General features: G+C 65.6%; 18 protein-coding genes. 14 read left to right on the top strand and 4 right to left on the bottom strand.

Features of this window, described 5'->3' with window-relative positions; genetic code table 11:
- The first annotated feature begins 15 nt into the window (after nucleotides 1-15).
- From P7644_RS13615 to P7644_RS13570, 10 genes are all read left to right on the top strand, one after another.
- Nucleotides 16-663 carry a hypothetical protein gene (locus tag P7644_RS13615; protein ID WP_404299802.1) on the top strand — a complete coding sequence of 216 codons (648 nt, stop codon included), beginning with the start codon at nucleotides 16-18 and terminating at the stop codon, nucleotides 661-663.
- Nucleotides 635-2143 (top strand): terminase, encoded by a 1509-nt coding sequence (locus P7644_RS13610; RefSeq protein WP_404299801.1) that lies wholly within the window; start codon nucleotides 635-637, stop codon nucleotides 2141-2143. Before P7644_RS13615 ends, P7644_RS13610 begins: the two co-directional genes overlap by 29 nt.
- Nucleotides 2144-2145: 2 nt before the next feature.
- Nucleotides 2146-4251 (top strand): genomic island protein, encoded by a 2106-nt coding sequence (locus P7644_RS13605; protein WP_404299800.1) that lies wholly within the window; start codon nucleotides 2146-2148, stop codon nucleotides 4249-4251.
- A 10-nt stretch (nucleotides 4252-4261) separates the two neighbouring features.
- Nucleotides 4262-4438, top strand: coding sequence for a hypothetical protein (locus tag P7644_RS13600; protein WP_404299799.1), 177 nt, complete (start codon nucleotides 4262-4264; stop codon nucleotides 4436-4438).
- A 31-nt stretch (nucleotides 4439-4469) separates the two neighbouring features.
- Complete coding sequence (locus tag P7644_RS13595; RefSeq protein ID WP_404299798.1) at nucleotides 4470-5459, top strand: hypothetical protein; 990 nt, start codon at nucleotides 4470-4472, stop codon at nucleotides 5457-5459.
- Between the two features lie 168 nt (nucleotides 5460-5627).
- Nucleotides 5628-6728 (top strand): N4-gp56 family major capsid protein, encoded by a 1101-nt coding sequence (locus tag P7644_RS13590; RefSeq protein WP_404299797.1) that lies wholly within the window; start codon nucleotides 5628-5630, stop codon nucleotides 6726-6728.
- A gap of 66 nt (nucleotides 6729-6794) precedes the next feature.
- Entirely contained in the window at nucleotides 6795-7196 is a 402-nt protein-coding gene (locus P7644_RS13585) for a hypothetical protein (RefSeq protein ID WP_404299796.1), read from the top strand.
- Between the two features lie 80 nt (nucleotides 7197-7276).
- Nucleotides 7277-7630: a hypothetical protein gene (locus tag P7644_RS13580; protein ID WP_404299795.1), complete on the top strand. Its 354-nt coding sequence runs from the start codon at nucleotides 7277-7279 to the stop codon at nucleotides 7628-7630.
- 6 nt (nucleotides 7631-7636) lie between these two features.
- Complete coding sequence (locus P7644_RS13575) at nucleotides 7637-8296, top strand: DUF6682 family protein (RefSeq protein ID WP_404299794.1); 660 nt, start codon at nucleotides 7637-7639, stop codon at nucleotides 8294-8296.
- Between the two features lie 18 nt (nucleotides 8297-8314).
- A complete protein-coding gene (locus P7644_RS13570) occupies nucleotides 8315-10336 on the top strand; it encodes a hypothetical protein (RefSeq protein ID WP_404299793.1) in 2022 nt (673 codons plus the stop codon).
- Nucleotides 10337-10445: 109 nt separating this feature from the next.
- Here P7644_RS13570 and P7644_RS13565 read toward each other — a convergent pair whose 3' ends face one another.
- A complete protein-coding gene (locus P7644_RS13565) occupies nucleotides 10446-10625 on the bottom strand; it encodes a hypothetical protein (protein ID WP_404299792.1) in 180 nt (59 codons plus the stop codon).
- Nucleotides 10626-10745: 120 nt separating this feature from the next.
- Between P7644_RS13565 and P7644_RS13560 the strand changes: the two genes are divergently transcribed.
- Nucleotides 10746-11024, top strand: a complete 279-nt coding sequence (locus tag P7644_RS13560) for a hypothetical protein (protein ID WP_404299791.1) — start codon at nucleotides 10746-10748, stop codon at nucleotides 11022-11024.
- Nucleotides 11025-11070: 46 nt separating this feature from the next.
- Here the strand turns inward: P7644_RS13560 and P7644_RS13555 are convergent, their stop codons facing one another.
- Both P7644_RS13555 and P7644_RS13550 read right to left on the bottom strand, forming a co-directional pair.
- Nucleotides 11071-11385, bottom strand: coding sequence for a helix-turn-helix domain-containing protein (locus P7644_RS13555; protein WP_404299790.1), 315 nt, complete (start codon nucleotides 11383-11385; stop codon nucleotides 11071-11073).
- Nucleotides 11382-11720: a toxin gene (locus P7644_RS13550; protein WP_404299789.1), complete on the bottom strand. Its 339-nt coding sequence runs from the start codon at nucleotides 11718-11720 to the stop codon at nucleotides 11382-11384. The genes P7644_RS13555 and P7644_RS13550 overlap by 4 nt, the downstream gene beginning before the upstream one ends.
- 102 nt (nucleotides 11721-11822) lie before the next feature.
- Between P7644_RS13550 and P7644_RS13545 the strand changes: the two genes are divergently transcribed.
- The 3 genes from P7644_RS13545 to P7644_RS13535 all read left to right on the top strand — a co-directional run bounded on the left by P7644_RS13545 (nucleotide 11823) and on the right by P7644_RS13535 (nucleotide 20546).
- Entirely contained in the window at nucleotides 11823-19484 is a 7662-nt protein-coding gene (locus tag P7644_RS13545) for a PLxRFG domain-containing protein (RefSeq protein ID WP_404299788.1), read from the top strand.
- Nucleotides 19485-19617: 133 nt separating this feature from the next.
- Nucleotides 19618-20049, top strand: coding sequence for a Panacea domain-containing protein (locus tag P7644_RS13540; RefSeq protein WP_404299787.1), 432 nt, complete (start codon nucleotides 19618-19620; stop codon nucleotides 20047-20049).
- On the top strand, nucleotides 20049-20546 hold the full coding sequence (locus P7644_RS13535) for a hypothetical protein (RefSeq protein WP_404299786.1): 498 nt from the start codon (nucleotides 20049-20051) through the stop codon (nucleotides 20544-20546). The genes P7644_RS13540 and P7644_RS13535 overlap by 1 nt, the downstream gene beginning before the upstream one ends.
- Nucleotides 20547-20666: 120 nt before the next feature.
- Here P7644_RS13535 and P7644_RS13530 read toward each other — a convergent pair whose 3' ends face one another.
- A complete protein-coding gene (locus tag P7644_RS13530) occupies nucleotides 20667-21179 on the bottom strand; it encodes a GNAT family N-acetyltransferase (RefSeq protein WP_404299785.1) in 513 nt (170 codons plus the stop codon).
- Nucleotides 21180-21388: the final 209 nt, after the last annotated feature.

Raw genomic sequence — 21388 nt, 5'->3', positions numbered from 1 at the left:
GGCATCCTGCCGGGAATGTCTTCCCCACAGCATTCCCCCCAAGACAAAGCTCCACCCAACTGGGAGGTCATCGAGCGCGACTTCCGCATGGGAGTCCGCGCGGTAACGGCCATTGCCCAGGAGCATGGCATCACCGAAGGCGCCATTCGCAAGCGCGCCAAGCGTGACGGGTGGGTGCGTGACCTCAACGCCAAGGTACGCGCCAAGGCAGACGACCTGGTACGAAAGGCCGAGGTACGAGCCCAAGTACGAGAAGACCAGCGACTGACCGAGAACCGGCAGATCGAGGTCGAGGCCAACATCCAGAAGGAGATCCGACTGGGTGAACGCGCAGACATCCGGCGCGCTCGTGCGCTGTGCATGAAGCTGCTGGCAGAGCTGGAGCAGCAGACCGACCAGGTGCCCGAGCTGGGAGAGCTGGGGGAAATCCTGCGCAGACCCGACGACAAGGGCCAGGACAAGCTCAACGACATCTACCAGGCGGTGATCAGCTTGCCTGAGCGCACCAAGACCATGAAGGCGCTGGCCGAGGCGCTGCGCATCCTGGTGTCGATGGAACGTGAGGCCTTCGGGATCGACGCCCACCCCGATGCGGGTGGTGAAGGCGACAAGGACTTTCTGGAGAGGCTGCTGAATGCCCGCGCCCGCGCAGCCAACCGCTAAAGGCCGCCTGGCCCGGCCCGCCCAGGTCGAGGCGCAGTTGGTGGACGACATCGGGGCGTTCTACGACGACCCGGAGGGCTTCGTCCGCTACGTCTTTCCGTGGGGCCAGGCCGGGACGCCATTGGCCGCCGAAGCTGGTCCCGACACTTGGCAGTGTGAAGTGATGGGGGAAGTTCGCCAGGCGCTGCGAAGCGGGGCAGATGTGCAGACTGCCATCCAGATCGCGGTGGCCAGTGGTCACGGCATTGGCAAGACCGGACTCGTGGCCTGGATCATCCTGTGGTTCATGAGCACGCGGGACTTCCCGCAGGTGGTGGTCACGGCCAACACCAAGACCCAGCTCACAACCAAGACCTGGCGAGAGCTGTCAAAGTGGCACAAGCTCAGCATTCACGCCCACTGGTTCGACTGGTCAGCGACTAAGTTCAACCACGTCCTGTATCCCGAAGTGTGGTTTGCCGCGGCTATCCCCTGGACCGAGCACAACTCCGAAGCCTTCGCGGGCACGCATGAGAAGCATGTCCTGGTGATCTTCGACGAGGCCTCGGCCATCGCGGACAAAATCTGGGAGGTGACCGAGGGCGCAATGACCACGGCGGGGGCGATGTGGCTGGCCTTCGGCAACCCGACCCAGACCACAGGCCGCTTCGCTCAGTGCTTCGGCAAGTTCAAGCACCGCTGGATTACGCGCCAGGTGGACAGCCGCACGGCCAAGATGGCCAACAAGGCTCAGATCCAGAAGTGGATTGACGATTACGGCGAAGACCACGACTTCGTGCGTGTCCGCGTGCGTGGCGTCTTCCCGCGCGCCGGCAGCCTGCAGTTCATCAGCCTCGACACGGTAGCCAGGGCGCAGCGCCGCAAGGCGGAGGGCTACGGGGGCTTCGCCAAGGTGCTGGGTGTGGACGTGGCACGCCACGGGGATGACCAGTCCGTATTCACGCGGCGCCAGGGCAACCACGTCTGGCCGCAGAAGAAGCTGCGCGAGCCTGACCTGATGAGGCTCGCGGACCTGATCGCGTTCGAGATCCACGAGTTCAAGCCGGATGCCGTGTTCGTGGATGCGACAGGCTTGGGGTGGGGAGTGATCGACCGCCTTCGCCAGATGGGCTTTAGCAAGCTGATCTTCCCTGTTCAGGTGGGTGAGAAAGCGACCGACGAATCGCGCTATTGGAACAAGCGTTCTGAACTGTGGGACCAGGGCAAGACGTGGCTGGAGGAGGGCGGCTGCCTACCGGATGACCCGGAGATGGAAGCCGATCTCACCGGGCCGCAATACGGCTATGACCGCCGCATGCGCATCGTCATCGAGAGCAAGGACGACATGAAGGCGCGCGGGCTTCCCAGTCCGGACTGCGCTGACTCGCTGCTGCTCACGTTCGCGTCTCCTGTCGCGAGCACCACAGCCACGCCCGCCAAGGGCTGGCGCGATCGCCTGAGTGTCGGCTCCTCTCGACACTGGGACCAATCCACCGCATGATCATGACCAGCACCACCCTGACATCCATCGGCGACGAGGCCGCGCGCGAGAACTGGGTCCGCTACCAGTACGCCAAGGACCGCGGCCACCGAGACTATCTGCCACATGCCGCGCGCTGCGAGGACATGTACATGGGCGGCGGCCGGCAGTGGACGCCCGAGGCGCGCGCGCAGCTCGCCCAGGAGCGCCGGCCTTGCTACGAGTTCAACGAGATCAAGCCCAGCGTCAACGCGACCATCGGCTACCAGATCCACAACCGCATGGACATCGCCTTCAAGCCGCGCGGCGGCGATGCGGACCTGAACCGGGCCACGATCCTCTCCAAGGTGGCCATGCAGGTGGTGGACATGTGCAACCTGCACTGGCACGAGACCCAGGTGTTCAGCGATGGCGTGATTCAGCAGCGCGGCTACTTCGACGTGCGGGTGAGCTTCGACAACAATATCCAGGGCGAGATCGTGGTGAGCGACCTCGACCCCATGGACGTGATCCCCGACCCGGACGCCAAGGCCTACGACCCGGACAAGTGGGGCGACGTGCTCATCACCCGCTGGCTGACCCTGGACGAGATCGCCCAGCTCTACGGCCAGAAGGCGCGCAAGGCGGCCGAGGAGAGCAACGATGCTGGCGTGGACTTCGGCGAGCTGGATGACGAGGAGGCGCGCAGCAAGTTTGCCAGCCGCGACAACATCGGCGCCTTCGATGCCTGCCTCAAGAAGGAGGACGGGCTGCAGCGCTACCGGATCATCGACCGCCAGCGTTTCGTCTATGAGCTGACGCCCTGCATCGTCTGGCCCATGACGGGCGACGTGCGCGCCGAGGCCGAACTGGCCCAGGACTCCATCGCTGACGCCCTGGCCCAGGGTGCCGTACGGGGCAAGCGCATGCGCCGCCGTGTGAAGTGGACCGTGACCACGCTCACCGCCACGCTCTTCGATGGCTACAGCCCCTATGAGCATTTCACGGTGGTGCCGTACTTCGCCTATTTCCGACGCGGCAAGACGGGCGGCATGGTCGATGACGCCATGGGCCCCCAGGAGGCGCTGAACAAGGCCGTGAGCCAGTACGTGCATGTGGTCAACACGGCAGCCAACAGCGGCTGGATCGTGGAGGAGAACTCGCTGACCAACATGACCATGGAGGAGCTGGAGCAGGTGGGGGCCCGCACGGGCTTGGTGGTCGAGTACAAAAAGGGCACGACGCCACCGCAGAAGATCCAGCCCAACCAGGTGCCCACCGGTGTCGACCGGATCATCGACCGGGCCGACAAGGCGCTCAAGGATGTGACCGTACCCGAAGCCATGCGCGGCCAGCAGGGGCCCGAGACCTCGGGCGTGGCCATTCAGTCCAAGCAGTTCGCGGCCCAGCAGCAGCTGGCGGTGCCGCTGGACAACCTGGCCTACACGCGCCGCCTGCTGGCCAAGCGCATCCTGAAGCTGGTCCAGACCTACTACGACAGCCACCGCATTTTCCGCATCACCGAGACCGACCCGCTGACGGGAAAGCAGGTGGAGGACACGCTGGAGATCAACAAGTTCGACCCGGCATCGGGCGGCTACCTTAACGACGTGACCATCGGCACCTATGACGTGGTGGTGACCGAGCAGCCGATGCAGGTCACCTTCCAGAACAGCCAGTTCCAGCAGGCGCTGGAGATGCGCAAGGCGGGTATCTCCATCCCCGACCCGCAGGTCATCCGCTATTCCAACCTGGCCGACAAGCACGAGATCCTGGCCAGCATGCAGGGCAACCAGCCGCCGGCCGATCCGACTATCGAGGCGCGCGTTCGACTGCTCGATGCGCAGGCTCGCAAGGCAGATGTGCAGGCCACGGACGTGCAGGTCAAGAGCCAGTACAGCGCGACCCAGACCGCCCAGGTTATTGCTCAGACGCCCCAGACCGCACCGCTTGCCGATGGCCTGCTCCGATCGGCTGGCGCAGTAGACCACGACGCGGCGCCCATCGTGCCCCAGCTGACCGCAGGCGTGCCGGCACTGGACATGCCCAATAACACCGACCCACTGACGCCCGCCAGCCCGGCGCGCGGCCAGGAGGCGGGCATTGAAACCCTCGGCGCCGATGGCGTCCGGGACTTCACCCAACCCTGAGGAGAACGACATGGCCAAGAACACCGCCATTGGAATGGACAAGGACTGGCAGGCCGAGCACGACATGCGCACGCTGGCCGAGGCCGAGGAGATCCGCAAGGACCCCAAGCGCCTAAAGGCCGCCCTGGCCAAGGCCAAGGAAAAGATCGCCGAGCTGCAGCAGTTGCAGACGCCGGCGAAGAAGTGACCACTGCATTCCACTGAAGGACATAAGCACCATGACCCCTATGCTCAAGAAACTCCTGGCCCGCTACATGGCTCCCGCTGGCGATGAAGGCGCCGACACGGGTGGCGCCGGCACTGCCGACACGGACGAGGCCCACCTGGACGATGACGATGCCTACATGGCCCAGTCAGAGGAAGAGCGCCGCCGCCTGCGCGGTGACAACGCCACCGATGACCCGAGCGTGGACACGCTGGCCGCGCTGGTTGCTGCAGGTGCGCAGCAGCCTGGCCAGGGTGAGGCGCCCGCAGGTGCTGCCGACACGGACGACGCCAGCGGCGACAAGGGCGGCAACGGTATCCCGCGCGCACGCTTCAACGAGGTCAACGACCGGCGCAAGGCGTTGGAGACGGAGGTCGAGGAGCTGCGTGCCCAGCTCGCGGCGCGCAATGGCGCTGCAGCTCCGGCACCCGCAGCGCCGCCGGCTGCACAGTCGTTCAGCATCCAGGACGCCGAGGAGCAGTACGCCCAACTCATGCTGGATGGCGATACCAAGGCGGCCGCGGCGCTGCGACTGCAGATCAATGCCGCCATCGAGGAGGCTGCGCTCGCACGCTTCAATCAGGCCAGCGCCAGCGAGAGGGCGCAGACCCAGACCGCCGCGACGGTTGAGCAGTTGCTCGGCCAGTTCCCGTGGCTCGAATCTCCCGAGGGGGCTGAGGCGCTGGAGCTGATCGAGGCGTCTGCCGCAATGAAGATGCAGCGTGGCATGTCGAAGGCTCAGGCCATCAGCGAGGCCACCCTGGCCATTGCCCCGAGGTTTGCGCCCCCGTATGGGGTTCGACAGGAGGGCGGGGCATCTGGTGATATGCGTACCCAGCGAGCCAACGAACGCGGCGCCGCGCACTCCCTGCAGCAGCCTCCGCTGCCACAGGCGGGTATGGGCAACCGGGCCACACCTGTGCGGGTGGACACCTCCCAGCTCAGCGACGACGAGTACATGGCACTGCCGGAGGCCGAGCGCAAGAAGGCGCGCGGCGACTGATGGTCGCACGGGCCTGCGAGGAATCACCCACCTTGCCGGCCCGTAACTCAACGGGTTGTCGCCCTGGGCAGGCGTTAAACGGTCTGGCGCTCTTGGCCGCCGAAGCCATGTTCTCGCAGTTGGGCGGCGTCATGTCCCGAGAAGAAACCGAACTTTTTGGAGTTAGACATGGAAACCAATTTTGCAGGGCTGACGCCCATTCAGAAGGTCAACTGGGCACGCGAGACCTGGAGCGCTGCCCGTGACCAGATGTTCATCAAGCACTTCATGGGCAAGGGCGAGAACAACGTCATCCAGCGCATCACAGAACTCTCCAAGACGGAGAAGGGTGAGCAGTGCATCTTCCAACTCGTGGCCGACCTGGTGGGCGATGGCGTCATCGGCGACAACGAGCGCGAGGGCAACGAAGAGGCGATGCAGTCGCACAGCCAGATCATCACCATCGACCAGATCAGCCATGGCGTGAAGAACAAGGGCAAGCTGGCCGATCAGAAGACGGTGATCAATTTCCGCGAGCAGGGCCGCGACAAGCTGGCCTACTGGCTGGCCAATCGCTGCGACCAACTGGCGTTCTTGTCGATGTCCGGCATCGGCTATGCCTTCAACAACGACGGATCTCCGCGTGTTGGATCGCCGTTCCCGAGTCTGGCCTTCGCTGCTGACGTGCGCGCACCGTCTGCCAAGCGCTCGCTGATGTGGGATGGCTCGACGCTGGCAGTGTCCAACACCGGCAGCATCACGAGCGCCTACGTGCCCAAGTACAGCATGATCGTGGACGCTATCGCCTATGCGAAGGAGCACCGCATCAAGCCGCTGATGAGCGGCGGCAAGCCGTACTACGTCATGTTCCTTGCGCCCGGCTCTCTGGCCGCACTGAAGAAGGACCCTGACTATCAGCGCGCAGTGGTGGCTGTCGCCACGAAGGCTGGCATGGACTCGCCCTGGTTCACCGGCGCGACTGTGACGGTGGACGGCGCGGTGCTGCATGAGCACAACCTGGTCTACACGACCAAGGGCGCTGCGTCCGGTGCCAAGTGGGGCGCGGGCGGCAACGTCAACGGCACCCGCACGTTGCTGTGCGGTGCGCAGGCACTGGGCATGGCCGACCTGGGCCCCGGCGACTGGGTGGAAAAGCTCTTCCAGTACGACAGTCAGGTGGGCCTGAACATCGACAAGATCCTGGGCCTGCTCAAGCCCCAGTTCTACTCGATCTACGACAAGTCCATCGAGGACTTCGGTCTGCTGACCATCGACCACTACATCCAGTAAGCAGCCTCGCGGGCGGGGCCTGCGGGTCCCGCTCCTTCCTCCCCTTGTTGTTGTACGGAGCACACCATGCCCATCAAAAAGAACCCCGCGCGCCAGGAACTGATCGCTGCGCATCTCACCATCGGCTTTGCCGACATCACCACCTACGGCACGGCCGAGGCTGCGTTCGACCTGCCCGGCAATGCGGTGCTGGCCGGCGGCGACGTGACGGTGCTCACGCCCTGGAACAGCGCCACCACGGCCACGCTGAAGCTGGGCGACGCCACGGACGATGACCGCTACACCGCGGCCGCCATCGACCTCAAGACCGCCGGCCGCACGGCGCTGACCCTCACGGGACACAAGCACCCCGTGGCCGAAGCGCTCAAGGCGCTGGTGGCGCAGACGGGCGCCGCGGCCACGGCCGGCCAGGCGCGCATCTCGATCCTCTACTACGTGGAAGGCCGCTCGGCTTTCACGCAGGGCTGATCTGAGTTCAGTGGGCGGGCCACCGCGGCCCATTCGCCCGGCGGCCATGCGCTGCCGGGCTCTTTCTCAAGGACATCATCATGACCAAGCGTTTTCGCTCTCCCACCGACACCCCGCTGCACGTTGCCCTGACCTCGGGCCACACGGCTGTCATTCCCCCTGAAGGCATCGAGCTGGCTCCCGCGTTCCACCGCGAAGCCATCGCGCGCGGCGCGGTGCTGGCCGAGGGGGCAACTGCCGAGGATCAAACCCAGGTCTTCAATCGCCAACTCGTGATCCGCGAAGCCATCGAAGCCATGATCGCGGGCCAGGACAAGGATGATTTCACCGGCGACGGCAAGCCCAACCTGGTCAAGCTCAAAGCCAAGACAGGCTTTCAGGTCTCGCGCGAAGAGGCCGATGCCGTCTTCGCGGAGTTGACCCAGCAGGGGTAAGCGGCCATGAAGGTGGAGGATTTCATCGCCCGCTTCCGGGCGGCTGCGTTCGATGATGCCGAGCCGCTGTTCTGGTCGGATGAGGAGATCGTCTCCTACTTGAATGAGGCAGTGCAGGAGGCATGCGAGCGGGCCAATCTGATCGAGGACCGCTCCATGCCCCTGGCCCTCGTGCCTGGCCAAGACACCTACCACCTGCACCCCAGCGTCTTCGAGATCAAGCGGCTCACCTTCCGTGGTCGACCTCTGTCGGAGGCAAGCGTGGAGGAGCTGGATTGCGATGCGCCCGGCTGGGAGCTGCGCTCTGGCGAGCCACGCTGCTTCATCTTCGAGCAGGCCAGCGGCGTGCTGCCGCCCAGGGTGCGGCTGGTGCCAACGCCGGTGACGGCCGAAGCCGCCGGGCTGACCGTCTACCGCGGCGCGCTCAAGCCGTTGAGCGAGGACATCTCCAGCGCCCAGCCCGAAATCCCCGTGCGCTTCCACGAGCGCCTGCTGGACTGGGTAATGCACCGCGCTTACCTGAAACAGGACTCGGACACCTTCGACCCCAACAAGGCCGCCACATCCATGGCCCTGTTCGTGCAGGCCTTCGGTGAGCGGCCCGATGCCAATGTGCAGCGCAAGCAGCGGGACCGCCGGACGCCCATCGTGCACTGCAACTGGTAGCACCACAGAGAGATTCCCATGCCCACGAAGCACCCCGATTTCCGCCGCCGCATGATGGCTCTGGCTGATGGCGGCCATGTCCGCGGCCCTGGCACCGCGACTTCCGACTCCATCCATGCCCGCCTGTCCGATGGCGAGTTCGTACTGCCGGCGGACACCGTGCGCAAGGTGGGCGTGAAGAGCCTGCGCGACCTGGTGCGCATGACCCACAAGCCGAGCGGCCAGCCAGCGCATACCGCGCGCTTCGCTGACGGCGGGCTGGTCGAAGACGATCAGCTCAAGCGCCCCAACAGCTTTGGCGATGCGGCAGCGGCCGCGCAGGACAGCACCGTCTCCCAGATCAACCCCGCACCAGCGCATACGCCTGCAACCGCAGCAGGGCTGCAAGGCGTGGCTGACCGCGTTTCACAGATTCCCACCGAAGGCCCGAAAGCACCGGCCGCCGACGGATCGCAGAATAGCTGGGCCAACACCGAAGCAGGGCGCAACCTGACAAATGCAGCGGCCGCGTTGCCGGGCGTTGCCGGCGCTGTGCCTGCCGTTGCCAAAACGGGCGGCGCGATCAGCTCGGGCCTCAATGTGGTGTCACGTCTCATGAACGTGGGCGCGGCTACCGCTGGTGCATCGGCTGTGCCCATGCTCGCGAGTGCGGCGCCAGCGCCTGCAGGCCAGCGCCCATTGCCGGAGGGCGTGACGCCCTCTACTGCGGGTGCTGGGCGCGGCTCGATTAACCCGCTGGCGGTGGATCCATCGCGCCCCCTGCAGTCCCCAGCGGCGCCGCCCACCACCGACACCCTGTCCGGCTACGGCCCTATTGGCGACCGCACCACGCTGACCAATGAGCAGGCGGCCACCATGAACCCCGCCGGGCGCATCACGGTCACGCGCGGCGCCAACGGCACGATGGAATTCAGCGGCGGCAACGTGAGTGGACAGGTGTCGTACAACGATCCCAGCGGCAAGGCGCTGCCTGGCGGTGGATTGAACGGCCGAGGCTTCTCTGCATTTGATGTGGCGCCGGCGGGCACGAACGTGGCCACGGGCCCCAACGGGAGCTATGCATTTGCCGAACGTGGCATACAGCAGCAAGCTTCGGGCGGGCCAGCACCTGGTAGCGTAGCCGACAGCAGCGCTGGGCTGCGCGGCGTGGCGGATAGATTGCCGCAAGGCACCAGCGCAGGTGGAGGCTCAGGTAGCAGTGGCTATACCGCCGACGGCATCGACGTGCGTGGGCTGAATCCCTCCCAGGCGGCCCAGTATGCATCTGAGGTACGCGGAGCGCAGGCTATCAACCGGGCTCAGGCCGAGCAGCGCAAGAGTTGGGAGAGTCGTGTGGCGCAGTGGGACGACCCATTCAGTGGTGTCGGCAAGGCACGACGCAATATGGAGGTCTCGCTGGGCAGCATGACGCCTTATCACTTGCGAGGCAAAGGTGGTCCGGGCGAAGCGCTGCAGGCAGGACGGCTGGCTGCCTACAACACCCTGCAAAAAGAGCACTTCGGCATGGTCGCAGGTGACCGCGACGACGCTACCCGTCGCTATCAGAGCGACAACACCCTGCAGGCTGAAAACTTGCAGCAGGCAGGCGCGAACACCCGGGCGGCCTTCTCAGCAATGTCCGATGCAGAGCGCAACCAGATCGCCCGCGGCCGGCTGGCCATGGAGCAGACGGCGGCCGGGTTCCAGAATCGAACCGCGCAGCGCATTGAGAATGCCCAGGTGGCTTTCGAAAATGCCAGCACGCCCGAGCAGCAGCGCAGTGCGCGTGAGCGATTGCTGGCGCTGAGTGGCAAGTCTGAGGGTGAATTGTGGGCACATTCGCCCGGCGGCCAAGTGGTGGATCCGAAGACGCAGCAGCTCATCACGCAGCCAGGGGTGATCTACAACCGGCGCACGGGAGAGACGCGGGCAGATGCTGGTGGACAGGACGCCGCGCAGGCTATGCCGTCATCCCGCGATGCAATGGTCAAGGGGCAGGTGTACCAGACTGCGCGCGGGCCGGCGCGGTGGGATGGTGGACAGTTCCAGCTGGTGCGGTGAGAGCCGAAAAAAACCCGCGCGAAGCAGGTTAGAACTTTCGAATCAGTCTTCGTATGGAGACGGTGGGAACTGTTGTGCGCTCAGGGCGTTGGCAAGTTGCTGTCGGAACTCAGCAAGCGCGCGCGCGATGCGCTGCATCCTCAAAATTGAACTCAGCCGGTTTGCCGTCCCCAGGAAACTTGGTCGGATTCACTTTGCTGACCAGCAGTTCTGGATCGGTCGACAAGATGATGCCAATCCACTCATCTGCGAGTTCATGGGCGCGGGTGGTATTGTCCGGCTGCGTCATGGCTTATTCCTCTCTGGTGCAGTTGCGAGGACTTCATCCTATTCGGCCTGTCTTTTATCCAAGTTACATCGGCAGGTGAGCAGGTGACTCTTTTCGGTGTTCGACGGGCAAAATCAACGCATGGAATATTTCCTGCAAGCTCTGTTCTGGTGCCCAAGCTGTTGGAGAAGTCTGGGCCGCGCGATGTTTACCGTCTGTGGTCTGTTAGCCATTGCTGGGGTGCGTTTGCAACTGCGTGTTGAGCGTGTTGAGCGCAAGACCGGTGTATTCATCGATTTGGATAAGGCGCTGGAATCTCTGCCGATACCGACTTCGGCCGAAGGGGTCGCTCTGGCGGCTTTCGGTGCAGTGCTTGGGCTGGCGCTGGCTTTTGCAGGGAAGTGGGCACAGAAGACGTGAGAAAGCCCGCCTAAGCGGGCCTCTTGCAAGAGAGCAGGGCGATCACTCAGACTACTGCCAGCCGCTGCATAGTGTCAGGAAATTTCTCGACCAAGCGAATCAGCAAGGCCGCCTGAGCGTTGGGCTTGGCACGGCCTTGCTCCCAATTTTCCAGGGTGCGGGGGTTGGTGCGCAGGTAGCCCGCGAACACGGGCCGCGACAGGTGCAGGCGCTCGCGCAGGGCCAGCAGCTCGGCCGCCGTGATATCGGGGGCGGCCTTCACTTCCACCTCGTGCGTGCGCAGCGTTTGCTTGCCCAGGCGCTCGCTCGACAAGGCCTCGAAGCCTTCGGTCAGTTCTGCAAACAGGTTTCGCTTTTTCATCGGCGGGCCTCCAATTCCATCTTCAACATGCTCTTGAGCGCCTTCTTCTCGTCGGAGCTCAAGTCGCCCATCTCGTCCTTGTCGTACAGGGTGAAAAGCCAAAACTGCAGGCCGCCATCCCACCAGTAGTAAATCACCCGCAGGCCTCCGCGCTTACCCTTGCCGCGGCGGGGATCGCCGTGCCGCAGCTTGCGCAGGCCGCCCGTGCCTTCGATCACGTCGCCTGCCTCGGGGTTCTTCATCATGGAAACCTGTAGGCCGCGAAAGCCGTCGTCGTCTAGGTAGTCTGCCCGGTAGCGAGCGAAGGCGGGCAGTTCGACGAAGACAGCTTTCATATGGGAATTATACGCAAGTTACGTACAAATGCGAACTCAGGGGCGTCATGTGCGCCCCGCATAGGGTTCGACTGATCGTGCGCGCGCGTGAACAGTGGGAGGATGGCAAACGAGTCTTTCTCCTACGAAGAGGCCTTCGGCCTCTCTCCAGATTCCTCTGGCACTAAGCCAGGTGGTAGCTTCAGCTTCGAAGAGGCTTTCGGTCCGCCTGCTCCTGCCAAGCCTGGTTTCATTCCCACCATCAAGCGAACCGGCGGCCAGATGCTCACCACGGCGGCCACGGCGGCCGAGGACGTGGTGGGCCCGAACGCCGTCACGCGCGCCGTGCACGACGCCGGCCAGGGCATCATCGACCGCAACCCCGCCGGCATCCGCAGTCTGCGCGACCTGGTGGACAGCCCGTGGCTCGCGGTGAAGGAGTCGGTGGGCCAGTTCGCCCCGCAGATCGCGGCGGCGGTCGCGGGCGGCGCGGCCGGCGCGAAGCTGGGTGCATTCGCAGGCCCAGCTGGCGCGGCGGTAGGCAGCGCCATCGGAGCCGCGTTGCCGATCGTCACCCAGACATACGGCGGTATCCGCCAGGAGCAGCAGGAGGCTGGCCAGGAGGACAAGGCTCGCGCGCTGCTGGCGACCGTGCCGGCAGCGGCGCTGGAGCGCGTGGGCATGGGCAAGGCGCTCAACGTGCTCAAGGGCGTTCCCGGCGGTGCTGCGGGGACCGTCCTCAAGGAAGCCGGCAAGGGCGTGCTCAAGGAAGGTGCGACCGAAGGGGCGCAGAACGTCATCGAGCAGTGGGGGGCGTTCAAGGACCCCACCACGGGCGAGAACCTGGAAGACACCGCGCTGTCGGCGGCCATGGGCGGCATTGGTGGCGGGGTGATGGGTGGCGCGGCGGGGGCGGTCGATGGCGCGCGACGCCGAGCGCAGGAGCGCGCGGATGCCCAGGCCCGCCAGGCGGCGGAGGCCGCGGCAGCAGACGACCAGGCCAAGACAGACGCAGCGGCGGCAGACGCCGAGATCCAGGCCGCAGAAGCGCAGGCGCAGAATCTGGCCGGAAACCCGATCAGCCCCATCGATCGGGGCGAGCCTGCCACGTTCGAGGATTTGGTGAGCGACCGGCCGCAGCCCGAGCCTGATCCTTACACGGCCTGGGATCGGCAGGCGGCGCGACCTGCAGAGCCTGACCGGCAGACGCTCTACGCCGACCGCGAGGGCAACGTGGGCGACACGCCGCGCGCTGTCCGGGCGGCCGTGGAGCCGCAGGTGGATCCGTACACCGAATGGGAGCGAGCCGCCACCCAAATCGGCGCGGAGCCGGTTTTGCCCGATACCAGCCCGCCGTCTGTGCGCATGGGCCTTGATCCGGCCGCTGGCCCACTGTCCAAGGCCGCGGCCACCGCAGTTGATTCCGTGGCTGCGCAGCAGGTGCAGGAGGCGCAGTTCCTGGGCGCCACGGGCCGTGGCCTGCAGGTGCGCCGCACCGGGCAGGGCGTGAGCGATCAGAGCAATGTCATCGACGTGCAGGGCCGTGTGGTGGATGACCGTGCCGTCGGCACGCCGCTGGGCCTGACCGCGAGCGCGACCGCTGGCCAGCCGGTGAACGCCGAAGCATCAGCGCCCATCAACCGCGCTGGCGAGCCGCTGCGCCTGGACATGGCGCATGCGCTGCGCAACCAGGCGCACGAGGCTGGCATTGCGGCGGCGGTGGTGCCGCACGCCAGTGGCCGCGGCTACGACGTGGTATCGCAACTCCCGGCTCCAGCCGCCCAGACCGTGCCGGGCATGGTGGCCGCACCTGGCGGCGCACCCTTCGCCACGCGCGCCGCCGCGCAGGCTGAACTGCAGCGCCAGCAACTGGCCGGCACGCATGAGGTGGCAGCAGCTGGCGGTGACGGGTCCCTTGGCTTCGTGCTTCAAGAGCGGCGCCAGAGCATGCCGCCAGCGCAGCAGGGGCAGGTGCAAACGGCTATCGAAGCAGGAGCGCAGCGCGCCCCCAACTGGCGCACGAACGCCATGCAGGCCAACCGCGTGGCGCGCGCCATGGGTCTGGACACCCAGGGCATGCGGCTGGCGCAGGTGGTGGCCGAGATCGACGCGGCGGATGCGCCGCGCGCTGGTGTGGCGCAGGACGGCGCCGACCTCGCCGCCGGGCAGATCGATGCGCAGTGGAGTGCCTTCGCGCCGGAGACGGGCACCCTGGGCGTGCCGCGCGCCGAGATGCCGCAGATCCGTGCCGAGCACCGCGGCGCCCTGGTGAATTTCCTCAACGCGCGGGGCATCACGAGTCGCGCCGCCGAGGTGCCCGCGAACGATCTCAAGCCGACGCAGGCGGAGTTCTCGCCGGCCAAGGTGGAGAAGGCCCGCGCCTTCCAGGGTGGCGATCGCTCCATCCTGGTGTCGGCTGACGGCTACGTGGTGGACGGCCATCACCAGTGGCTGGCCAAGCGCGCCAACGGCGAGCCCGTGAAGGTGATCCGCTTGCAGGCGTCGATCCGGAAGGTTCTCGCCCAGATGGCGGAGTTCCCGAGCACGATGAGCAGTGGCGGCGCGCGCAGCACCACGTCGACCAGCACCATCAGCGCTCCAGAATTGGTAGCTGAAACCGCTGATGCACAAAGCGCTGTAGCAGTATCTGCTCAACAATCGAGTGGCGCGCAGCGGCAGGATCGCCCACCAGCACCGCGCCCACGCCATGGGGCAGAACAAAATGGCGCTCCAGCTAAAGCACCGCAAGCGCAGGAGGCTACAGAAACCGTAGCGAATTTCGCCGCTAAAGCCCCGCGCGACGCCCGCGCTGCCGCACCACGACCCAGCACCAGGATCGAGGACTTCGGCGAGACCCTGCAAGGTGCGCGCAAGATGCTCTATGCCGAGGCTTACGCCGACGGCATGGCCCAGGCCAAGGAGCTGGACACCAAGGTGCACCCGTTGTCCAAGACCTGGCCCGAGCCGGACTACGCCAAGCTGCTGGAGGGCGGCGCGACGCAGCAGGCGGTGGCCATGGTGCGCGCCATGCGCGACGCCGTTCCGACCAAACCGCAAAAGGACTGGAAGCTCAAGGGCTGGTCCGCCAATGTCGAGGCGCTGCGTGGATTCGCCGAGGACATCTTGGCCGGGCGCAGTGACGCGCAGGCCGCTGCCCGCGACATGGAGCGCGCCAAGATCCGCAGCGTGGCGGACAAGGCGGCGCTGTATGAGGCCGTGGGGCATGAGCGTTCCCTCAAGGGGATCGACCTGTCTGCCGGCCGCTATTCGATGTACGAGGGCGTGAACTACGACCCGCCACGCACCATCTGGACCGTGGAACGCGAGGCCAAGGGCAGCGCATTCGGGAGCTGGCCGCGCGAACTTGCCAAGGGCGACACGCGCGAGCAGGCCATCGCGGCCTTCAAGCAGCGCGCGGCCGAACTGCTGGCCGAGGAGCAGGCGCCCACCAAGGGGGCGACCTTCGAGATCTACAGTAAGCGCGCCGGGGGCGCCCGTGAGTTCTTCATCGGCAAGAAAATCGGTCGCAATGTCGCCGAGCTGAAGGCGGGCTTCGCCGACCTGAAGGCCGCACGCCAGTACAAGGCCGACCACCAGGGCGAGTTGGAAGACCTGCTGGCCAAGTACAAAGCCGTGCCGCCCGTGCGCAACACGCAGAACGCGCCGCGCATCGGTGAGGACTACCGCAAGGGCGCCGACGTGACCCCCGAGCAGTTCCAGGAGGCTTTCGGCTTCCGGGGCGTGCAGTTCGGCAACTACGTGGAGGGCGCGCGCCGTCAGCAGGATCTGAACCGCGCCTTCGATGCCCTGATGGACCTGGCTGGCGTGCTGGGCCTTCCACCCCGGGCGCTGTCGCTGGGCGGGCGCCTGGGACTGGCCTTCGGTGCACGCGGAACCGGTGGCACTGACGCTGCAGCCGCCCACTACGAGCGCGGCAACGTGGTCATCAACCTGACCAAGCGGGAGGGCGCCGGCAGCCTGGCGCACGAGTGGTGGCACAGCCTGGACAACTATTTCTCGCACCAGCGCGGCGACGGCGGCTCCTACATGACCGAGCGGGAGCAGGGCGGCCAGGGCGTGCGCGAGGAAATGCGTGCTGCCTTCCGGGAGGTGAACCGGGCGATCAACCTCACCCGCATGCAGGAGCGCAGCCGAAAGCTGGACGACCGGCGCACCACGGCCTACTGGACCACCAAGCCGGAGATGTCGGCCCGGGCCTTCGAGAGCTACGTGATCTCCAAGCTGCAGGACCAGAACGCCGGCAATGACTACCTGGCCAACGTGGTGGGGGATGTGGTGTTCGCGCTGGAAGGCGCCTACCCGTACCCTACGGCTGGTGAGCTGCCGCAGATCCGGGCGGCGTTCGATGCGTTCTTCCAGACGGCGGAGACGCGGGAGGGAGAGGGCGGGGCTGTGGTGCTCTACAACACCAGCGATGAAGCGCCGCCCGCGAGCGGCCTATCGCTTCAAGACGCCCAGCAGGCGGTGCAGCAGGCCCTTGCGGGGCTGCGCAACCCGCCACCAGTCGACGTCGTGAGCCGGAGCGAGGAGCTTGGGGTCAGTGCGCCGGATGGCGTAATGGGGGCGGCGATACCAGGCGAGGGTCGCATCGTCGTTGTGGCCTCCGCTCACGGGAGTGCAGACGCTGTCATCGAGACGGTTTTCCATGAGATGTTCCACCTGGGGGTGCGCAATGTGTTGCCGGCCCCTGATTATGTGCAGTCCATGCTGGACTTGGCAAAGCGGGACAGCCGTGTGCAGGAATACGCCAACCAGTGGAAGAAGGAGGCGCCCGATGCACCCCAGCAGCTGCAGGCCCTGCGCGACCAGGGGCACACTGGCAGCGAACTGACGGCGCAATATGAGGCGCTGGCCATTGAGGAAGGCCTGGCCGTGGTGGCCGAGGAACTGCGCGCCCAGAAGCAGGCCGGCACCCGTTTGGGCCTGCGCGTGCGCACCCTGGCCAACTGGCTGGCCAGCGTGGCCGAGCGCATGGGCATGCAGGGCCTGGCGGAGCGCATCCGCAAGATGACCTACAGCGAGGCCGAGCGCTTCGTGCTGCGTGCGATCGACAACGCCGGCCGTGCGCCGCTGGAGCCGCGGAGCCCGGGCGACGTGACACGCTTTCGCACGCGGAGCAGCGCCACCGCCGCGCAGCGCGTGGGGGAGGTCCTGCAGGGCCTGACCGTCACCCACCTTAAGCAGCAGGCCGGCTTCAAGGCCGCCGACTACCGCGGAATCGGCCTGCAGTTCCTGGGGCGCCGCCAGCTGGTCGACGTGTACGGCGGCATGCTGCCCGAGCTGCGCCGCTACAGCGACCTGATGGCGCGCATGGATGCGGACAAGAACGAGGCGGGCGCCGGCGCAGACCAGCTGGCCAAGGACTGGGCCAAGCTGACCGACGAGCGCCAACTGGCCGAGCTGATGCACGACGCCACCCTGGCGCAGATCGACCCAGCCAAGGACTTCGTGGACGGCGACAACAAGACCGACTGGACGCGGCTGCGCGCAAAGCACCAGGCGCTCACGCCCGCTGCCAAGGAGGTCTATGCCCGGGCGCGCGACACCTACCGCCAGCACATGCGCGACGTGCGCGCCGCCATCAAGGAGCGCATTGAGCGCGCCGAGATGAGCAGCGAGCGCCGCGCGGCCCTGCTCAAGCGCATGGACGATGAGTTCTTCGGCCACATCAAGGGCGTGTATTTCCCCCTGGCGCGCTTCGGCCAGTACGTGGTGGTGGTCAAGGACGCCGAGGGCAAGGTGGCCAACGTGAGCCGCGCCGAAGGCATGGGCGAGGCCGATGAGATGCGCCGCCAGCTGCTGGCCGCCTTCCCGCAGGCCAAGGGTTTCACGGTGGGCAAGGTGCTCAAGGCCAAGGACTTCGTGGCCGAGCGCGACAGCGTGGGCCGCGGCTTCATGGAACAGCTCTACGGCGTGCTGGACAAGCAGGGCATGGATGCCAAGCAGCGTGCCGAGCTGGAGGACGCCCTGGGCCAGCTCTACCTGTCGTCGCTACCGGACCTCTCGTGGGCCAAGCATGGAATCCACCGCAAGGGCACGCCGGGCTTCAGCCAGGACGCGCGCCGGGCGTTTGCGCAGAACGTGTTCCACGGCGCCAGCTACCTGGCCAAGCTGCGCTACGGCGACCAGCTGCAGGACGAACTCGCCGAGATGCAGCGCCGCGTGGACGCCGGCAGTACCAGTGCCGACTTCGACTCGGTGAAGGCGCAGCAGGTGGTGGGCGAGATGGTCAAGCGCCACGACGCGGCCATGAACCCCAAGACGAGCGGGTTATCTACCTTCTTCACCAGTCTGGGCTTCATGTTCCACCTGGGCCTGTCGCCGGCCTCGGCCATGGTCAACCTGACCCAGACCGCCCTGGTGGCCTACCCGATCATGGGCGCGCGCTGGGGCTTCGCCAAGTCCAGCGCCGCGCTACTCAAGGCCAGCCAGGAGGCGGCGCGTGGCAGGAACGACATCACCGCCAGCCTGAGCCAGGACGAGAAGGCCGCCTACGACGAGGCCGTGCGCTCGGGCGTCATCGACGTGACCATGGCCCACGACCTGGCCGGCATCGCACAGGGCGAGGACCGCAACGTCTCCTACAAGCTGCAGCCGGTGATGCGCGCGGCCAGCTTTCTGTTCCACCACGCCGAGAAGTTCAACCGCCAGGTCACCTTCGTCGCCGCCTACCGGCTGGCGCGCGAGGCGGGCGCCGAGCAAAAGCAGGCCTACCAGCAGGCCGTGCAGGCCACCTACGACGGGCATTTCGATTACTCGGCCAACAACCGCCCGCGCGTAATGCAGGGCAATGTGGCCCGGGTGGTGCTGCTGTTCAAGCAGTACAGCCAGAACATGGTCTACACCCTGGCGCGCAACGCCCAACAATCCCTCAAGGGCGCCACGCCCGAGGCGCGCGCCGAGGCCCGCAAGGCGCTGGCCGGCCTGCTCACGACCCACGCCATGGCGGCCGGCGTGCTGGGCCTGCCCATGGTCACCACGCTGCTGGCTGCCGCCTCGATGCTGGGCGGAGACGACGACGAGCCCTGGGACGCCGAGGTGGCCCTGCGCAACCTGCTGGCCGACACCTTCGGCCAGAAGGCCGGCGAGGTGCTGGCCCACGGCCTGTCGCGCCTCACGCCCTGGGACGTCTCGGGGCGCGTGGCCCTGGACAAGCTGATCTTCCCGGACGTGCAGGAAGGGCTGGAGGGGCAGCGCCTGGGCGAATCCGCCATGACAGCGGCCCTGGGCCCGGTGGCCGCCATCGCTATCAACGTGCTCAAGGGCGTGCAGGAGATGAGCGAGGGGCGCTATGCGCGCGGGCTGGAGGCCATGGCGCCCAGCGTGCTGCGCGGGCCGCTCAAGGCCTGGCGCTACGGCACCGAGGGGGTGAAGGACAAGACCGGCATCGTGGTGCAGGACGAGGTGGATGCCGCGGCGCTGTGGGGCCAGGCGGCCGGGTTCTCGCCTTCGAGCGTGCGCAATGCCTACGAGGGCAAGGCCGCAATCGTGGGGCACGACCGGGCGCTCATGGCGCGACGCAGCGCCCTGGTGGAGCAGTTCGCCATGGCGGCCATGGCTGGGGACGAGGAGGGCAAGGCCGAGGCGCGGGAGGCGGTGGCCAGGTTCAACGAGAAGAACCCGAGCCGGCGCATTCTGCCGATGCAGCTGGCGCAGAGCGTGGCCGCGCGGCAGAAGCGGATTCGTGAGGCGCAGGAAGGGGTGTACCTGCCGGCTAAGCGACGGGGTGCGGTGGAGCAGGGGAGGTTTGCGGTGGGTGACTGAGGGAAGGGCAGGATCAAGTTGTGAATCAAATTGGATACACTACAAGAACTGGAAGAACTGGTTGTGCAACCAGTCCTTCCCATTTTGCCCACTAGTCTTCTACCCGAAGTCGACTGCACTATCGGAGATCACCATGGCAACCGCTTCTGACGTCGCTAGCTACATCCTCCAGCAGACTGGCCCGACCTCGGCCATGAAACTGCAAAAACTCGTCTATTACTCACAGGCATGGCATGCCGTGTGGTCGGATGCGCAGCTGTTCCCCGAGCGGATTGAAGCATGGGCACATGGACCAGTTGTTCCCTCGCTTTACCTCCAGCATCGAGGCGAATTCATCGTAGATTCAGATACGTTCAAAGGCGACGCGGATGCGCTGAGCGCGGATGAGAAAGATTCGGTTCAACGGGTACTCGAAGCTTACGGGGACAAGTCCTCGCAATGGCTCAGTGATCTGACTCATATGGAAGCCCCTTGGCGTCGTGCTCGTAGTGGGGTTGCAGATGGTGATCGCTGCAACAACGTGATCTCACTCGAGTCCATGTCTGAGTACTACAGTGCACTCTAATGGCAAAAAACGGCGGTAAGAAAGTCTTATTCGGGGGCGCCCCAAGTTCTGGCAAATCCGTCAAGGGTGCTGGTGGTAGTGACCAAAAGCGCGTCAACTACGGCGCAAACCCGGAGTCATTCGACAAGCAGACGCCTGCTTGGCAGTTCCATCGCCGAGACCGCGATCATGCTGAGTGGGGTTGGGACAAGCTATCAGTCGATGACTTCCATGCACTTGTGCACGATAAGCTGTGCAGCTTCGAGTCGATGACTTGGGCTGACATTGCCAAAGATACCGGCGATAGGCGGAGTGGAAACAAGCACCACAACATCCCGATCAGCAAGTGCAGCAAAGAAGCTCAGCGGAGGCTTGCAGAGTTGATGGCCGACGACGTCGACGAGGTGTTCTCGCTCAGGCTGACTAACACCATCCGGCTATTCGGGGTGCGCGAAGGTCGCGTTCTTCGGTTCCTCTGGCACGATCCGAATCACACGGTCTACCCCGTGGCGCGATAAGCGTAGTCTTCTGTGGGGCGGCTCACGCCAATCAAGTCTGGCGCCCCCTTGCGCCGGGGGGCGACTACACCACCAAGGGATGCCGTAGCGCGTGCCTCGCCCAGCGGCCGGGCCAGAGCCTCAACTTCCTCGCTCTGCTGGTTCTGTAGGTTGGCAATCAACCCGCTTCGTATAGCGATACGCTGGACGACCGGAAGCCTCATCGGTAAGACTTTCTCGCTCCACTTTTAAGACTGCCTCGGCAACGCGTTGAGACGGGATATTGCCCGCGTCGATAACGGCCTCGACGTAGATCGCAGAGAGTCCGCGCTTCCCAGCCTGAGCTGCTTGCTCACTGATAACGTCCTGCAAGATTCTCTTGGCGAGGCCCTGGTTGCGTAGATCCATAGGTACCGCGTACCCAACGGCCATGCATGGGCAGCCCTCGACTTCGCCATTCCAGAGGCAGGATAAAAATGCCCTCACGGTGCGGCGATCGTCTGCCAACCTGACGAAGGTTAGTCGGCCTTCACCAGGTGCAGGCATATCGAAATGGCTGAAAAGGTCGGCGTGCCCCGCGACCGGGCCAAGCTTCAAGCTGCCCTTTCGCAACGCATCTTGGAAAGACACCATTCCAATATGAGGATCTGCCATTTGTCTATTCATGTGTCACCCGTCGGTTGAATATTGCAGTGAACAGTGTACGAAGGCTTCTGGCCCAAACTCAGTGGGGCGGTGCAGTAGTGCGGTGTCGGACGCGATGCTCCGGGGAACTCTCCAGGGAACTTGGCGGGGATTGCTGTCGGAATGGGGCGGGGCGCTCACTCTGTAGACCCGACAGCCTCGGACTGAAATCCCCTGCA

This window comes from Alicycliphilus denitrificans (assembly GCF_044792555.1).
Classification (GTDB): domain Bacteria; phylum Pseudomonadota; class Gammaproteobacteria; order Burkholderiales; family Burkholderiaceae_C; genus Alicycliphilus; species Alicycliphilus denitrificans_A.
The sequence above is the reverse complement of the archived record's forward strand: the minus strand, read 5'-3'. Positions and strand labels throughout refer to the sequence as shown.

Coding starts and splice junctions, on each gene's coding strand:
- P7644_RS13615 (WP_404299802.1), top strand. CDS start 16: ATGTCTTCCCCACAGCATTCCCCCCAAGACAAAGCTCCACCCAACTGG.
- P7644_RS13610 (WP_404299801.1), top strand. CDS start 635: ATGCCCGCGCCCGCGCAGCCAACCGCTAAAGGCCGCCTGGCCCGGCCC.
- P7644_RS13605 (WP_404299800.1), top strand. CDS start 2,146: ATGACCAGCACCACCCTGACATCCATCGGCGACGAGGCCGCGCGCGAG.
- P7644_RS13600 (WP_404299799.1), top strand. CDS start 4,262: ATGGCCAAGAACACCGCCATTGGAATGGACAAGGACTGGCAGGCCGAG.
- P7644_RS13595 (WP_404299798.1), top strand. CDS start 4,470: ATGACCCCTATGCTCAAGAAACTCCTGGCCCGCTACATGGCTCCCGCT.
- P7644_RS13590 (WP_404299797.1), top strand. CDS start 5,628: ATGGAAACCAATTTTGCAGGGCTGACGCCCATTCAGAAGGTCAACTGG.
- P7644_RS13585 (WP_404299796.1), top strand. CDS start 6,795: ATGCCCATCAAAAAGAACCCCGCGCGCCAGGAACTGATCGCTGCGCAT.
- P7644_RS13580 (WP_404299795.1), top strand. CDS start 7,277: ATGACCAAGCGTTTTCGCTCTCCCACCGACACCCCGCTGCACGTTGCC.
- P7644_RS13575 (WP_404299794.1), top strand. CDS start 7,637: ATGAAGGTGGAGGATTTCATCGCCCGCTTCCGGGCGGCTGCGTTCGAT.
- P7644_RS13570 (WP_404299793.1), top strand. CDS start 8,315: ATGCCCACGAAGCACCCCGATTTCCGCCGCCGCATGATGGCTCTGGCT.
- P7644_RS13565 (WP_404299792.1), bottom strand. CDS start 10,625: ATGACGCAGCCGGACAATACCACCCGCGCCCATGAACTCGCAGATGAG.
- P7644_RS13560 (WP_404299791.1), top strand. CDS start 10,746: ATGGAATATTTCCTGCAAGCTCTGTTCTGGTGCCCAAGCTGTTGGAGA.
- P7644_RS13555 (WP_404299790.1), bottom strand. CDS start 11,385: ATGAAAAAGCGAAACCTGTTTGCAGAACTGACCGAAGGCTTCGAGGCC.
- P7644_RS13550 (WP_404299789.1), bottom strand. CDS start 11,720: ATGAAAGCTGTCTTCGTCGAACTGCCCGCCTTCGCTCGCTACCGGGCA.
- P7644_RS13545 (WP_404299788.1), top strand. CDS start 11,823: ATGGCAAACGAGTCTTTCTCCTACGAAGAGGCCTTCGGCCTCTCTCCA.
- P7644_RS13540 (WP_404299787.1), top strand. CDS start 19,618: ATGGCAACCGCTTCTGACGTCGCTAGCTACATCCTCCAGCAGACTGGC.
- P7644_RS13535 (WP_404299786.1), top strand. CDS start 20,049: ATGGCAAAAAACGGCGGTAAGAAAGTCTTATTCGGGGGCGCCCCAAGT.
- P7644_RS13530 (WP_404299785.1), bottom strand. CDS start 21,179: ATGGCAGATCCTCATATTGGAATGGTGTCTTTCCAAGATGCGTTGCGA.